A 13,960-nucleotide genomic window follows, 5' to 3' on the forward strand; every position below is an offset into this window, starting at 1 on the left:
CGGCGGCGCCCGGCACGCAGGCGGCGCCGGCGGCGGCGCAGGCGGCTCCGGCTCCGAAGCCTGCCGCCCCGGCGACCTCGACCGCGCCGGCCGGCCCCGACGTCGTCGCGCGGATCGGCACTATCGACGTCAAGGCCGAGGAGATCCGGGCACTGGTGGCCGGGCTCGGCGAGCGCGAGCTGGCGGCGCTGGCCGCCGACCCGTCGCTCCTCAGCCAGACGGTGCGCAGCCTGCTGGCGACCCGGCTTCTGATGAAGGAGGTCGAGGAGAAGAAGTGGGACAAGAACCCGGAGGTTGCCGAGCAACTGCGGCGGGTGCGTGAAAGCGCGCTGGCGGAAACCTACCTCGCCTCCGTCGCCAAGGTTCCGCCGGATTACCCGCCCGAGGCGGAGGTGCGGGCGACCTACGACGCCAACAAGAGCGCGCTGGTGGTGCCGCGGGCTTTCCAGCTCGCGCAGATCTTCGTCGCCGCGCCGCGCGACGCCGACAAGCAAACGCTCGACGCCGGCCGCAAGAAGCTCGCCGAGATCGAGGCGAAGCTGAAGCAGCCCGGTGCCGATTTCGGTGCCGTCGCGCAGGAGGCGAGCGATTCGCGCCAGACCGCCGAGCGCGGCGGCGACATCGGCTGGGTGACCGAGGCCCAGGTCCGGCCGGAGCTGCGCGCCATCCTGCTCGGCCTGTCGAAGAACGCGGTCGCCGAGGCGGTCCAGCTCGACGACGGCTGGCACATCGTCAAGCTGATCGACACCCGCCCGGCGACGACGCGCCCCTACGAGGAGGTCCGCGACCAGCTCGTGGTGCGGCTGCGCGAGGAGCGGGCGGCGGCGCTTCGCCGCGCCTATCTGGGCGAGCTGCTGCGCCGCACGCCGCCGGTCATCAACGAGTTCGCGCTCACCAAGGCGTTCGAGGACGGCAAGTCCGGCAAACGCTGACCGGGGTCGCGTCGCAGACGCGCGGCGCGGCTTTCTGTTCGACCATTCGCAGTGAGGTATTCGTCATGACCACCGACATCGCAGCGGCGCTGCTTGCCGATATCGATCTCGACCGGCTCGCCGAGCTGATGCGGACCCAGGGCTACCGGGTGGATCTCGTGCGAGAGCCCGGCGGCGACCTTCTCCGCTCGGCGACCGGCGGGCTCGCCTTCGAGATCCGCGGCGGCAGCCCGGCGCCCGAGTGTCCCGCTTCCTTCATCGATCTGCGCTGCCTCGCCGGCCTCAAGATCGAGGGCGAGCTCGACCCGGCTGTGATCAATGCCTGGAACGTCCAGCGCCGCTATGCCCGGCTGCATCGCCAAGAGGACCTCCTGGTGCTGACCCTCGACGTCTCGCTGGCCGGCGGCGTGATGCCGGCCTACGTGGTCACCCAGATCGCCATCTGGGACCGCCTGCTGCAGGACCTGCCGGTGTTCCTGCGCGAGACGCTGGCGCCCCGCGCCGCGGCCGCGGCTGCCGGGCCGGCGAAGGTCGCCCCGGCCGCGTGAGGCGTGCCGGAGCGCGGATTTTGGGGCACGGCATCCGGAGCGACGCCATGACGGATCGGGGGCGGGGGGCTCATCGCATCGGCCGGGGCATCGGGAGCGCCGACGCGCCGGCCCGCGACGGGAGCGCGGATGCAGCGGTGCGGATCGCGATCGTCGCCGTCTTGCTCGGTTGGGTCCTCGGTTGCGGGGTCGGCACCGCGGCGGCGCAGTCCGGCGGCGCGCCGACGCCGACCACCGAGGCGATGCGACGCTGCATCGAGGTGCAGATCGGCAACGAGAAGACGCTCGATTGCTTCAATCAGCAGTTCCGGCGCGAGGTCGACCGCATCAATCCGAGCCTCAACGTGCCGCCGATCGGCCCGAACTCGACGGACCTGCAGAAGGGCCTCGTCAACGTGCCGGCCGTGCAGCAGCAATACGGCCCGAACTACGGGCGTTCGGTGGTTCCGTATCGGCCGACCATCACGTACGGAGCGCCGCGGGTGCGCTAGGGCCGGCGCGGTTCGTGATCGCCGGGGAGGGGAGCCCATGTTGACCATCGCCTCGCATCCGCGCCTCGCGGCGGCGCTGGCCGGACTCGCCGCGGCCGGCCTGCTGGTCGGGGCCGTCGCCGCCCAAAAGCCAGCCGTGCCGTCCGAAGCCCCGGCCGCCGCGACTCGTTCCGCTGCGGCGGCGCCCCCGGCGCCCGTGACGTCTGCGCCCGCAGCACCGGAAACGTCGGCGGCTCGGGGACCGGACAGTCCGGATGAGGCTGCCGACCCGGCGCGGGCCGTGGCATCGCTCCCGCCCCCGGAGGCGTCGACGGACGAGGACGTCGACGTGGATATCGATGTGGATATCGACCCGGACATCGCCAAGCTGATCGATGCCCGGGCGATCCTCGACTCGGTGGCCCGCACGGCGGCGGCCTCGCGTCTCGACGAGCCGCCGACCTCGATCTACGGCCGGATGCCGTATGGCCGGATGCCGTACCGCCTGTCGCTGCACGGGCTCGGGATCGGTGCCGGCATCTATCGCCCGATCATCGAGGAGGAGGCGCGGCGGGCCGGCCTGCCGGCCGAAATCGCCGAGGCCGTGATGGGGGTCGAGAGCAGCTACAATCCGGCCACGCTCGGCGCCGCCGGCGAGATCGGCCTGATGCAGGTCCTGCCCTCGACGGCGCGCATGATGGGCTTCTCCGGGCCGATCGAGGCGCTCGCCGTGCCGGAGACCAACATCCATTACGGTGTGCGTTATCTGGCGCAGGCTTGGCGGCTCGCCGGCGGCGATCTCTGCACCGCCGTGATGAAGTATCGGGCCGGCCATGGCGAGAGGCGGTTCTCGCATCGCTCGGTCGCCTATTGCCTGAACGTGCGGGCCCGCCTCGCGGCGCGTGGCTTTGCGGTGTACGGGGCCGTGCCGGTCGCGACCTTCGGCGAGCCGGTCGGCGGCGGGTGCCGCTCCTGCACCAGCGTCCCGGGTGGCCGCCGGGCCGATCTCGCCGACCTGAATGCGCGCCTCTCGGTATCGGTGTCGCGCATGGTCACGCCGAGAAGCGCCGATCGATGACGTTCGACACGGCGCGTGGCCCGCCGCGGTCGAGAAGTCGCGCCGGCACCATCCGGACGCCGCGCTGGAGCACCGATTGGAAGCCGGGGCAGTCCTCCTGCCTGCTGAACACCGGCGACGTCGACGCCGAAGTGAGAATCACGCTGGACTTCAGCGATCGCGGGCCGCCCGGTCTCTGGCACTTCGAGCCCGCGGTGCGGGCGGATTGACCTTCGCTGCGGCGTTTCCTGTACTATGCTGGGAAGGTCGGTCGGGCGTCCAGGCGTGGCAGTCCGAGGTCGATCAGGCCCTTGCGACCCGGCCGCAAATCTCGCCAAGGCATCGATGTGGGGATGGGGAGCCGAACTCATGGGTGACGCGGACATGAGCAATCGCGACCCCGAACGAAACTTCGAGGAGCTGTGGAAGACCTTCCATAAACGGTATCCGTTTTTCAGATTGAGAAATGTGGACTGGCAGAATCAGTACGACACGTATCGGCCGCGAGTGACCAGGAAGACCAGCGACGACGAGCTCTTCGAGATCCTCTGCCAGATGATCGCGCCGCTGGACGACGGGCATATCGAGCTCATCGCGGGGAAAGACGGCCGTGGCAAGAAGCGGTACTTCACCCCCGAGTCGACGCCGAGATTCTGGCAGGAGTTCCCCGGCCGCAACGTCAAGTCGCTGTTCAAGGTCACCGAGAAGACGCTCGTCGAACACAGATTCGGGCGGCCGAAGGAGACCAGGGCGTGGATGCTCCTCTATTCCCGCTCGCCGAGCTTCGGTTATGTTCGGATCCTCGAGCTGGAGGATATCAAAAAGCGGAAGCTGGTTGCGGCGCTGGACGACGTCGCGCGTGACTTCAAGGATCTGGACGGCTTCATCATCGACATCCGCAACTGCCCCGGCGGAGACGACAGTACGGCGATCGCGATCATCGACCGGTTCTGCGACCAAAAGCGGGTTGCGTTCCACCGGAAGACGAAGATCGGTCCGGGCGACGATGCTTTCACGCCGGTGAAGACCTGGTACATCGAACCGCAAGGCGACGTGCAATTCGCCGGGCCGATCGTGCTCCTGACCTGCGATTCGGTCTTCAGCGGCGGAGAGGCCTTCGCCCTGGCGATAAAGCAGCTCCCGCATGTGACGATCATGGGCGAGCACACGAACGGCATATTTTCGTATCAGCTCGAGAGGACGCTTCCCAACGGGTGGCGGTATTGCCTGTCCTACCAGGTGTACCTGTCGGCCGACATGGTCTGCTACGAAGGGACGGGCGTGCCGCCCGACATCGTCCTGCTCAATACCAAGGCCGATCTCGAAAGCGGCACCGATCCGTTGATTACCCGGGCTCTGGCGCTGCTGGAAACGAAGGCGGCCGATCTGTCGCGTTCGCGATGATCGATACGAACCCGCGGATCGCTCCGCGGAGAGCACTGCATCAGGGGGCGAGATCAGGCACCAATTTCACCAGAAGCTCGAAGCTCGCAAGCTGGACCGCGTAGAGTTCCAGAGTATGCCGGCCGACGAAGCGCAGCGGGCAGACCAAAAATTCCGGCGGCTGTATCCGGCTCGGGCCACGCCGGAACAGCAAGAGGCCGATGGACAATGCGCCGATGCCCGCAATGAAGACGATCAGGTGCACGAAAGGAAAACCAAACTCCTCTTGTTCCTGATAGATGTAGAAGACGACAGCGATCATGCAGGCCAAGAGACGCATCAGGCCCGGAACACGGGGCCGCGGCCTTGTCGGCGTTTCCTGCATTACGGTCGAGCTGTCCCGGGCCGAAGTCTCGTCTACGGCGATGCGCTGGCACAAGCCGAACAGGGCCCAGAGCCATCCCTCCGCGCCGTAATCGACGATGTCGCCCGCGATCGGCTGCACCGCGACGAGCGCGGCGACCAGCAGGGCGAAGCCGATCCAGCCCTGACGATCGATGAGGGCTTTCACCGCAGGGCGGGCAAGGCGGGCGAGCGCGAGACTGAACAGGATGTTCGCTTCCACCCATGTCCAGTCGGCGTTCCAACTGTTGAGCAGGGTGAGAACAAGTCCGAGCCAGAGCCAGCGCAGCGGAACGGTTCGGGTCGCGGCGTATCCGATCAGAAAGAAGAACGTCGGAGCCGCCAAGCGCCCGACGACGCCCCACCAGCGATCGTCGTCCATGAAAAAGTGACCGAAGTGATCGAGCATGGCGCAGACGAGCGCTGCGCACTTCAGCCAGTCGGTGCAATCGACGGCGCGTGACGTGTTTTCACGACGATGGTTCATGTCCGTCGGATGCGGTGAGGCGCTCATCGTCGCTCGACCTCGACCTCGGCCGGACAGCACACGCCGGCACTTGGCTCGTCGGCCGTGCTTCGAGACACGGTCGAATCGCCGACGGGCTCGGCGGGGCTGCCGTGATAGGTGCCGGCAGCGATGGTCATCTCCTTGAGCACCAGCGACAACGGCCGCAACGTGGTGTCATGCTCGATCATGGCGCCGCCCATCACGGTCGCGCCGAAGCCGATGGCGCTTCTGTCGCCGATATGGGCGCGCTTCACCCGCAAGGTCCTGTCCTCGAAGCTGTGAAGCTGCAGAACGCCGTCGACGACGCAATCGTTCCCGAAGTCCACCGCGTTCCAGTCGAAGCACTGCAGGGGCTGCGCGACGAGTGTCCGCCGGCCGATGCGACATCCCATCCACCGCAGGATCGGATTGGCCAGAACGGTCCCGGCGCAGAAGCCGAGCGCTCCCCGGCACCACGTGAAGAAGCAGTCCTGCGCAAAGAAATACGAGAAGTGCCGCCAGGACCAGAACGGCGCGGCGTGATCGGCTCCCCATTCGCGGCCGACCAGGACGATCTTGACCGTACCGGCGAGCACGACCAAGCCGATCTCCGCGAGCAATGCGACCAGAAACGTGCTGCTGGTCGGGTCCAGGCCCGCCCGCAACAGGACGATGACGCCGATTGCGATCAGGAGTCCCTCCGTCACCGGCAGCAATCCGATCCCGAGAAGATCGTTCAGAAAAAGCCGGACCGAAAACAGGACGAAGCCCGGTGGTCGATCGGCTTCGGTCTCCGCCTCCGACTTCGCGCCGGCGAACTTGATGGGCGGACTGCCGGCCACGGTGATCGGGCAGCCGGTTCGGGATCGCATCTGACGCCGGAAGCGGATGTCGCTGCACGGCGTGGAGACGCCGACCAGGAAGTTGGACGGGAGCTGGCCGTGCTCCGCCACGCAATTGTTTCCGGCGAAGAAGTTGTAGGGCATGTCGAGCCGGCGCAGCGCGATATGCTCGGCGCCGTAGTCGAGCATGTTGGTGAAACACCCGTTCGACCAGAACGTCGCGGAATCGGCCGTCGCCAGCTCGGGGACGAGATTGATCATGACATCGCATTCGGAGCCGCCGACGCGCGGAAAGCGCATGCCGGCCAGAGCCCGCAGATATTGCCCGGTGATCGTCCAGGTCCACTGCCGCTGGATGCGGTTCACGATGCTCATCCGGTACAGGAGCAGAGCGCCGCGGAGGCCGCGGGACGGGTAGAGTCCGGGTGGCGCCGCCGTGCAGCGGACGAACAGGCAGCCTAGCACGGAGGTCACGACGACGGTGAGCCAGGTGGTGACGAACCCGTACGCCGTGAGCTGGCCGACGAGCTCCAGTATCGGCGTCGTCGTGAAGTAAGCGGCGGAATAGTCGTCCGCGTCGATCTGGACGAGGTCGCGGGCGAGCCAGAGGATCGCCGCGGTGGGCGCCACGCCGATCCAGAACGACACGAAGGCCTGCATCAGGACATTGACGGTCTCTCGCAGCCAGCTCGAATCCGCGGACCGGCACGCCGTCGCCGTGCGCCGGAGCGGAATGCAGCGGCCCGAGAAGCGCCCCGGAGCTCCTTCCCACATCTCGTTCGCACCGACGTCGGTGAGGACGGCGGTGAACGGGGTGGTCCAGGCGCCGGGGCCCACCGTCACGCCGTCGCCGACGGCGGCGCGCATTCCGATCTTGCAGCCGCTGTCGAGGTGGATGCGACCGACGTGCAGTTCCTCGTCCGACCATCGCGTCGCGTGGACGTAAGCGCCGGTCTGGATGGCGACATCGTCGCCGATGCTGATCAGATCGAGGGGGCCGCCCAGGTCGGCGTCATGGGCGCATTGCAGGTTGGTGCCGACATTCGCGCCGAGCTGGCGCAGCGCGAAGGCCAACAGCGGTGCGCTCCGGTACATGACACTCAGCGAACCGAGGGCCGCCTGCTCCAGCCGCCCGATGCGCCAGAGTCGCAGATGCATGCGACTCCATTTGGGGTAGACGCCCGGTGTCACGTTGTTCTTGCGGAGGTCTCCGCCGATGAGCAGCTTGATCGCCATCACCCAGAGCAGCACGGCGAAGGGCGTGGCGAGGCCGAGCACGTAGAGGCCGAAGCCGAAGGCGATGAACTCCGCGAGCCCCGCGGTGGTGAAGATCGTTCCGAACTCGACGGCGTTGAGGGCACCGGCGAACAGCAGCAGGCCGGGAGAATAGAGCAGGGCGGCGAACAGGACCTGCAGGGTCGTGAAGTGGGCGACGGAGAGCACCTGCGCCGCGGCCTCGTCGCGCTCGATGATGCGCGGCTTGCGTGTCGCCTGGGGCGACGGCATCACGTCGGCATCTTGCGCCACGCGGCAGCTCGCCGCGATCTTGCGGGCCGTGTTGCAGTCGGTGTAGAGCGCCCGCACCGAGATCGGCCATCCGGCCGCCTTCAGCCTCTGCGCCAGCCGCGCAATCCCGACCGAATGCGCGCCGCTTTCGACGAATTCATCGTCCGGGCCCAGCGGCAGCTCGAGTGTGGCGCGGCAGACGGCCAGCACGTCTTCGCACGCAGTGTCGACTGTCGGGATGGGATCGCGGGAGTCGACATTGTCGGAGGCGGTATTTGGTGCGCCGCTCGCTTCGCCGCGGAACTCGCCATCGGGGAGCCGCGCGGGCCTGGCCAGCAGGTCCGAGAGGTTCGGCAGGCAACCCCGATCGATCTTGCCAGAGAGCGGCTTCATCACGAACTTGTCGACCAGGAAGACCCGGCTCGGGATAGACGGCGGCGGCAGGCGCTCGGCGAGAACGGCCGTCACCCGCGCGGTCCAGTCCGCGGGGGCCGCGGCGACGGCCGGGGGCTCGCCCTCGCTCAGCGAAGGTGCGGCGATGAAGGCGACGAGCGTCTCGCTCTGATAATCCAGTACGGCAGCTTCGATCTCGCTGAACTGGGTCTGCAGAATGTCCTCGACCGCCTGTGCCTCCACCCGATGCCCGCGCACCTTGAGTTGCGCATCGATGCGGCCGAGGAAGTGCACGCGTTGCGTCTTGATGTCGATCCTGCACTTGTCGCCCGATCGGTAGAGACGGCCGAACCGGGGATGCGTGATGAACTTGCGGGCGGTCTGATCGGGCAGGTTGCGGTAGCCGCGCGCGAGGTGCACGCCGCCGATGCAGAGCTCGCCGACCTCGCCGTGCGGCAAGGGCCGCAGGCCGTCGACCTCCAGGATCAGATAGGTGACGTTGGGAAACGGCGAGCCGATCGTGATCGGCTCGCCGGGCCGCAGGCTCTGCCGGCTGGTGTCGGTGCTCGCCTCGGTGGGGCCGTAGGTGTTGATGATCTGCCGCCGGCCGCGTGTCCAGGGCTCGACGAGCGCGGCCGGAAAGGCCTCGCCGGCGGGCACGACGTAGCGGCAGAGCGGATAGGGCAGGTCGATTTCGGGCGTCTGCGTGAGGGTGGTGAGCAGCACCGGCGGGCAGAACAGCACCGTGACCTCGGCGTCGCGCAGGACGGGGACGAGGTCCGGGCCGGAGCGGACCTGCTCCTTCGTCAGCATGACGACCGTGCAGCCGAACACCCAGGCGCTGTACATCTCGGAGATGCTGCCGTCGTAACCGAGCGACGAGGTCAGCGAGGTCGCGTCCATGCCGGGAATGAGATCGAAATAGTCGGCATAGCTCAGCGCCAGGTTCACGTAGCCGGCGTGCGGGCATTCGACGCCCTTCGGCAGTCCCGTCGTGCCGCTGGTGTAGAAGATGGCGGCGAGACGTCGGGCGGGATCGTCCAGCCACGGCGGCGGTTCTCGTCGCGGCGTGGTCTCGGACAATGTCAGCACGTCGAGCGTCGGCAGGTCGCGGAACCTGTCCTGGCCGCGCGTGAGGATGACGGCCGGCTGCGCGTCGTTCAGCATGTGAGTGATCAGCGCGTCCGGCAGGGTGCTGTCGAGGAACATCACCGTGCCGCCGGCCTTGAGAATGCCGAGGTGGCAGGCGACGATGTGCCAACTGTCCTGCGCCATCGCCACGGCCACGACCTGGTCCGGACCGGTGAGGATGGCAGCGAGCGCGGCGGCCACGCGTTCCGCCCGTGCATCGAGCTCGGCGAAGGTCAGCGAGTCGCCGGTGTGGGGAATCTGCAGGGCCGGATGATGCGGAAACCGCTCGACGGAGCGGCTGAACACCTCGGTGAGCCACCGGACGCCCTGCTGATGCGGCGCGTTCACGACGTGGCGGCCGCCGAACACATCGGTCAGGCCGTAAGGGCAATCATCTGCGGCCGGGACCGGCTCCGTCGCCCAGAGATATCGCCGCCATGCCGCGTAGGCCAGAATCAGGAAGGCGACGACAGCGGCTGCTGCGGAAATTGCTGGCAAGACCATTCGCTGTTCTTGTGAGGTCGATCCCCGCCGTGGGGCGGGGATCGCGCCTGGGGTCGAGCGCCGAAGCGTCTGATGATCGGAGGCGGCGAGAGCAGCCGGCTATTCGAAATAGCGCTGCAAAGTCCCTCGGCGGCGGACGTCGAGGGTCACGCAATGCGGGCCGCCGCCGAGCATCTTGGAGTGGCGGAGCTTCAGTGGGATCACGTCGAGCCCTTCCTTCTCGAGGAGCTTCATCAGCGTCGGTTGATTGCGATCGACCACCACGAGGTTGGGATTGACGCTGAACGCATTCATGTCGATCCAGTCGCTGCCGATGGAGTTGGACAGATAGTCGGGATCGTGCCGGCCGGTGTTCTCCATCGGCGGGCTGTAGACGACCTTCCACTGCTTGAAAATGTCAGGCAACGTCTCGTCGTTGACGCGGCCGGGATTGGCGAGAAGCAGGCCGGGGCGCAGTGCGACGAGCGTCGAATCGATGTGGCTGCCGTAATAGACGTCCTTGAGAAAATGAACCCGGAACTCGCTGCCGAGGATCGTCTGCAGCCAGTGCCCGCCCATCTCGTTGCCGGTGCCGCTGACCAGGTAGACCAGATCGCGGCCGAAACGCAGGACGTTGGCGGCATCGAACGCCGGCTCGTCGTTGCGCGGCGTGGGCTTGTCGGGATCGACGTCGAACAGCGAGTCCAGAAGCATCGGCTTCGGGGCGCTGTACCACCGCGCTCCCGACTTGAGGTAGTCCATCAGCAGCGCGCGATAGCTGAAGGTTTCCTGGGCGCGGCTGCGGATCACATTGGGCGTCTCGATGATCTGGTCGCCGATCACCATGAGGATGTCGCGCGGGCAGTAATTGTAGTAGCCCTGCGCTTCCCAATTGATGGTGGAGAATGTCGCCTCGTGCGGCCATGTCTGCGGGCGCTTCACGGTGACGCCGAGGCCCTCGAGAATACGCGCGAACTCGTTCAGGTCTTCCTCGGTCTCCTCGATGATCCGCTGCGGAAAAGGTCCGCGAGGAAGATCCGCCAGCGAGCGGTCGGGGAATTCCGCCACCCGGGTGCTGCAGTCGGGCGTCGGATATCGCGCGTGCAGCGGATTGCCGATGATCACTTCCTCCAGCGGGTCCCACTCGTTGCAACTCCACACCCGTGACGTCGGCGACGGGACTCGCTCATTCTCCGGAGCGGAGTCCATATTTGTTGCCTCGGCATTTCGATGCATTGAGTTCTCCCGGCGCGAGCATGACTTGTGTCTTCGCGAAACGACAACAAGGCGACAGGCGCCGAAGCGTTTCGCTCGATCGAGATCCGCGAGGGATCATCATTTCGATACGGTGTGGCCGTACCGGACGACCCCTTCGCCTCTCACGGGACGATGTCGTCCGGTCGGTTGTGGTGCCGCGTTCGGACGACCTGTGGTCGGCCCGGCAGATTAACACAAGCCGGAAGTGGCAGAAGCATAAATCCGAACGTCCTGTGGAGCGGTTCCGCACCCCGCCGGTCGCCTCGACTTGATAAGTACAGGTCGCCTCGGGACACGCTTTTCGTCGCCAGTCCCCGAGGATGATGAGACGTCGGACCCGACACGTCCTCGATCTCCTCGCGGTGGGATCTGCTCCATGGCCCGCTTCGGAACCGAAGGGGCCGGCGGCGGACCGGCGACACAAGAGTGTAATAAATCGGCATTAGCGTCCTTGTCGTAGTCTCTGTGTGGAGGCATGCCTTCGGAGCAGGCGCTCTTGGCTGGTTCCAGTCGCATCATCGGTTCATCTCGGTGGTGGAGCCGAACGACCAAGTTGACCTGCTGTGCCATGTGCTTGACCCTCGTCGGCCACGGGATGGTGCTTCGCACCGCATCCGCCGGGCCGCGCGCCACCCCCGCCGCCGCCAGCGAGCTGATCGCCTTCGATATTCCGGCGCAGGCGCTGGCCTCGGCGATCGAGCGCTACAGTGTCCTCACCGGATGGCAGGTCATCTATGACGCGAGCCTGGCGGGCGGCCGCCGGTCTGCGCCGCTCGAGGGCGCGTTCCCGCCGGCCGCCGCCTTGCGGGTCCTGCTCGCCGGAACCGGCCTTGCGCCCGAATACGTGTCGGACGACGGCGTCATGCTGGTGGCTCTGCCGACCGTGGCGGCGCCGGCGACGGCGCCTCCGGTCCCGCCGCCCCACCTCCGCGACTATTACGGCCGCATCCAGGCCGGCCTCGCGCGCGTCTTCTGCGCCGACGACCTGATCCGGTCGGGCCGCTACCGGATCGCTCTCGGGTTCTGGATCGGACCGTCCGGCTCGGTCGTCCGCGCCGCGTCGCTCGGATCGACCGGACAGGCGGAGGTCGATGCCGCCTTCGATCGGGGGGTGCGACGCCTCGAGGTCGGCGCGCCGCCCGCCGATTTCGAGCAGCCCGTCGTCGTGCTGGTCACGCCCGAGCTCCTCGGGCAATGCCGGACCGCCAATCCCCGGCCGACGAGGCTCGCGCGATGACGGAGGCGGGATGGGCCGCGTTGCAGCGCCACCTGCTGACGCGCTACGCGGAGCTCAAGCGGCGGCTGACCCGCTATCTCGGATCCGCCGACCTGGCGAGCGACGCCCTGCACGACACCTGGCTGCGGCTCGCCCGCGGGGGCGAGCTCGCCACGGTGCACAATCCCGATGCCTATTTGTACAGCATGGCGATCAACATCGCCTCCAACAGCAGGCGTGCCGAAAGCCGCCGGCTGACCGCCCCGGAGGTCGACGCGCTGCTCGACATCGCCGACGAGGCGCCGGATGCCGCGCAGGTGCTCGAGGCGCGCGAGGATCTCGACGCGATCGTGACGATCATCGGCGAGCTGCCGCTGCGTCAGCAGGCCATCCTGCTCGCCGCGCGGCTCGAGGGCGTTCCCCGGCGCGAGCTCGCCGCCCGCTTCGGGGTTTCGGAGCGCTTCGTCCAGCGAGAGTTGCAGCAGGCGCACGACCATTGTGCGACCCGTCTCGAAAAAACCAAGTCGGGGCGGTTCAGATCGCGCCCCCGGGCGGTGTCATCGGATCAGAAGCCTCTGGGACCGACCGGCGCGACGCCGGGGCGGTCGGGAGTGGACGACCGATGATCCAAGGCCTGAACAGCGGGTCCGAGGCGCTGAAGCGCGAGGCTCGATCCTGGGTCAGGCAGCTCGCCTCGGGCGAGGCCACCACGACGGATGCGGATCTGCTGAAGCGCTGGCGTCGGCAAAGCGCGGCCCACGAGGCGGCCTTTGCCGAGGCCGTGCGGGTCTGGAAGGATCTCGGCCCGGGCGGGCAGGCCTTCGTGGCGCGGCGCGGCGCGCCGGTCTGGTCGGGGCAGCGCGGCACGGCGACCCGCCGCGCGGTCCTGGCCGGCGGCGGGCTGCTCGCGGCATCCGGAGCGGCGCTCGCGGTCGTCAGGCCACCGCTCGATCTGTGGCCCTCGCTCGAGCAATGGCGTGCCGATTACCGGACCGCCACCGGCGAGCAGAGGCGTCTGACGGTGGCCGGCGTCACGGTCGAAATGAACACGCAGACCAGCATCGCCCTCGCGCCGGAGGCTAGCGGTGCCGACAGCGTGCGGCTGATCTCCGGAGAGGCGTCGTTCGCGATTCCGGCCGGGTCCTCGCGGCCCTTGGTCGTGCTCGCGGTCGACGGGCGGGCGGTCGCGACGCAGGGACGTTTCGATGTCCGCACCACCGCGGCCGACACCCGTGTCACCTGTCTGGACGGCGAGGTGAAGGTCGAGAAGGGCGACCGCTCGGCGCTGGTCGGAGCCGGGCAGCAGGCCGGCTTCAACGAGGCCGGGCTCAGTCCGGCCGTCGCCGTCGATGCCTCCGACATCACCTCCTGGCATGACGGCTTCATCGTCTTCCGCGCGACGCCGCTCGCCGCCGCTGCCGCCGAGATCAACCGCTACCGGCCCGGCAGGGTCGTGGTCCTGAGTGTCGCGCTCGGACGCAAGACCGTCAGCGGCCGTTTCCGCATCGAGCGAACCGACGAAATTCTCGGCTGGATGGTCCGGGCGACGGGGGCGACGTCGCGTTCGCTGCCCGGCGGGATTGTCCTGCTGAGCTGACGGCGCCCCTCCGGTTGCGCCGCCGCGCGCTGGCAGGTTTTTGGTTCCGATTCGATCGGCGGCCGGTGTCGAAGCAGCGAGAGGTCCGGTTCGCTGCTCCGGGAAGCGCGAGCGGGCGTCTCTGATGCGTCCTCTTGTCGATGGAACTGCCCCGATGTCGAGCTCCGGCCCCGCGCCTCGCCTTCCGTCGTTCGATCGCAAGCGTCGCCGGTCCCTGCTGCTGGCCGGTGCGAGCGCGGCCGCGTTGATTCTCGCT

At 67.9% G+C, this 13,960-nt stretch carries 12 protein-coding genes; 9 read left to right on the forward strand and 3 right to left on the reverse strand.

Annotated elements, in window-relative coordinates:
- The 6 genes from HXX10_RS27200 to HXX10_RS27225 form a co-directional block, all read left to right on the forward strand.
- A partial coding sequence (locus HXX10_RS27200; protein ID WP_296526460.1) for a peptidylprolyl isomerase occupies positions 1 to 932 on the forward strand: 932 nt, incomplete at its 5' end.
- 65 nt (positions 933 to 997) lie between these two features.
- Positions 998 to 1,480: a YbjN domain-containing protein gene (locus HXX10_RS27205; protein ID WP_296526461.1), complete on the forward strand. Its 483-nt coding sequence runs from the start codon at positions 998 to 1,000 to the stop codon at positions 1,478 to 1,480.
- Between the two features lie 137 nt (positions 1,481 to 1,617).
- Positions 1,618 to 1,971 (forward strand): hypothetical protein, encoded by a 354-nt coding sequence (locus HXX10_RS27210; RefSeq protein WP_296526462.1) that lies wholly within the window; start codon positions 1,618 to 1,620, stop codon positions 1,969 to 1,971.
- Positions 1,972 to 2,008: 37 nt separating this feature from the next.
- A complete protein-coding gene (locus HXX10_RS27215; RefSeq protein ID WP_367142036.1) occupies positions 2,009 to 3,028 on the forward strand; it encodes a lytic transglycosylase domain-containing protein in 1,020 nt (339 codons plus the stop codon).
- Entirely contained in the window at positions 3,025 to 3,237 is a 213-nt protein-coding gene (locus HXX10_RS27220; protein WP_296526463.1) for a hypothetical protein, read from the forward strand. Before HXX10_RS27215 ends, HXX10_RS27220 begins: the two co-directional genes overlap by 4 nt.
- Positions 3,238 to 3,376: 139 nt before the next feature.
- Positions 3,377 to 4,411, forward strand: a complete 1,035-nt coding sequence (locus HXX10_RS27225) for a S41 family peptidase (RefSeq protein ID WP_296526464.1) — start codon at positions 3,377 to 3,379, stop codon at positions 4,409 to 4,411.
- 40 nt (positions 4,412 to 4,451) lie between these two features.
- On the opposite strand, the gene HXX10_RS27230 is transcribed toward HXX10_RS27225, so the two are convergent.
- The 3 genes from HXX10_RS27230 to HXX10_RS27240 all read right to left on the reverse strand — a co-directional run bounded on the left by HXX10_RS27230 (position 4,452) and on the right by HXX10_RS27240 (position 10,795).
- On the reverse strand, positions 4,452 to 5,306 hold the full coding sequence (locus HXX10_RS27230; RefSeq protein ID WP_296526465.1) for a TraX family protein: 855 nt from the start codon (positions 5,304 to 5,306) through the stop codon (positions 4,452 to 4,454).
- Positions 5,303 to 9,655, reverse strand: coding sequence for an AMP-binding protein (locus HXX10_RS27235; protein ID WP_296526466.1), 4,353 nt, complete (start codon positions 9,653 to 9,655; stop codon positions 5,303 to 5,305). Before HXX10_RS27235 ends, HXX10_RS27230 begins: the two co-directional genes overlap by 4 nt.
- Positions 9,656 to 9,754: 99 nt before the next feature.
- On the reverse strand, positions 9,755 to 10,795 hold the full coding sequence (locus tag HXX10_RS27240) for an amidinotransferase (protein ID WP_296526467.1): 1,041 nt from the start codon (positions 10,793 to 10,795) through the stop codon (positions 9,755 to 9,757).
- Between the two features lie 664 nt (positions 10,796 to 11,459).
- Between HXX10_RS27240 and HXX10_RS27245 the strand changes: the two genes are divergently transcribed.
- From HXX10_RS27245 to HXX10_RS27255, 3 genes are read left to right on the forward strand one after another with little or no spacing between them, the layout of a single operon-like run.
- Positions 11,460 to 12,128 (forward strand): STN domain-containing protein, encoded by a 669-nt coding sequence (locus tag HXX10_RS27245; RefSeq protein WP_296526468.1) that lies wholly within the window; start codon positions 11,460 to 11,462, stop codon positions 12,126 to 12,128.
- Positions 12,125 to 12,733, forward strand: coding sequence for an RNA polymerase sigma factor (locus tag HXX10_RS27250; protein WP_296526469.1), 609 nt, complete (start codon positions 12,125 to 12,127; stop codon positions 12,731 to 12,733). Before HXX10_RS27245 ends, HXX10_RS27250 begins: the two co-directional genes overlap by 4 nt.
- Positions 12,730 to 13,704 (forward strand): FecR family protein, encoded by a 975-nt coding sequence (locus tag HXX10_RS27255; protein WP_296526472.1) that lies wholly within the window; start codon positions 12,730 to 12,732, stop codon positions 13,702 to 13,704. Before HXX10_RS27250 ends, HXX10_RS27255 begins: the two co-directional genes overlap by 4 nt.
- Positions 13,705 to 13,960: the final 256 nt, after the last annotated feature.

It is taken from the genome of Rhodoplanes sp. (assembly GCF_013377085.1).
Taxonomy (GTDB): domain Bacteria; phylum Pseudomonadota; class Alphaproteobacteria; order Rhizobiales; family Xanthobacteraceae; genus Rhodoplanes.

Coding starts and splice junctions, on each gene's coding strand:
- HXX10_RS27230 (WP_296526465.1), bottom strand. CDS start 5,306: ATGAGCGCCTCACCGCATCCGACGGACATGAACCATCGTCGTGAAAAC.
- HXX10_RS27255 (WP_296526472.1), top strand. CDS start 12,730: ATGATCCAAGGCCTGAACAGCGGGTCCGAGGCGCTGAAGCGCGAGGCT.
- HXX10_RS27250 (WP_296526469.1), top strand. CDS start 12,125: ATGACGGAGGCGGGATGGGCCGCGTTGCAGCGCCACCTGCTGACGCGC.
- HXX10_RS27220 (WP_296526463.1), top strand. CDS start 3,025: ATGACGTTCGACACGGCGCGTGGCCCGCCGCGGTCGAGAAGTCGCGCC.
- HXX10_RS27215 (WP_367142036.1), top strand. CDS start 2,009: ATGTTGACCATCGCCTCGCATCCGCGCCTCGCGGCGGCGCTGGCCGGA.
- HXX10_RS27235 (WP_296526466.1), bottom strand. CDS start 9,655: ATGGTCTTGCCAGCAATTTCCGCAGCAGCCGCTGTCGTCGCCTTCCTG.
- HXX10_RS27245 (WP_296526468.1), top strand. CDS start 11,460: ATGTGCTTGACCCTCGTCGGCCACGGGATGGTGCTTCGCACCGCATCC.
- HXX10_RS27225 (WP_296526464.1), top strand. CDS start 3,377: ATGGGTGACGCGGACATGAGCAATCGCGACCCCGAACGAAACTTCGAG.
- HXX10_RS27205 (WP_296526461.1), top strand. CDS start 998: ATGACCACCGACATCGCAGCGGCGCTGCTTGCCGATATCGATCTCGAC.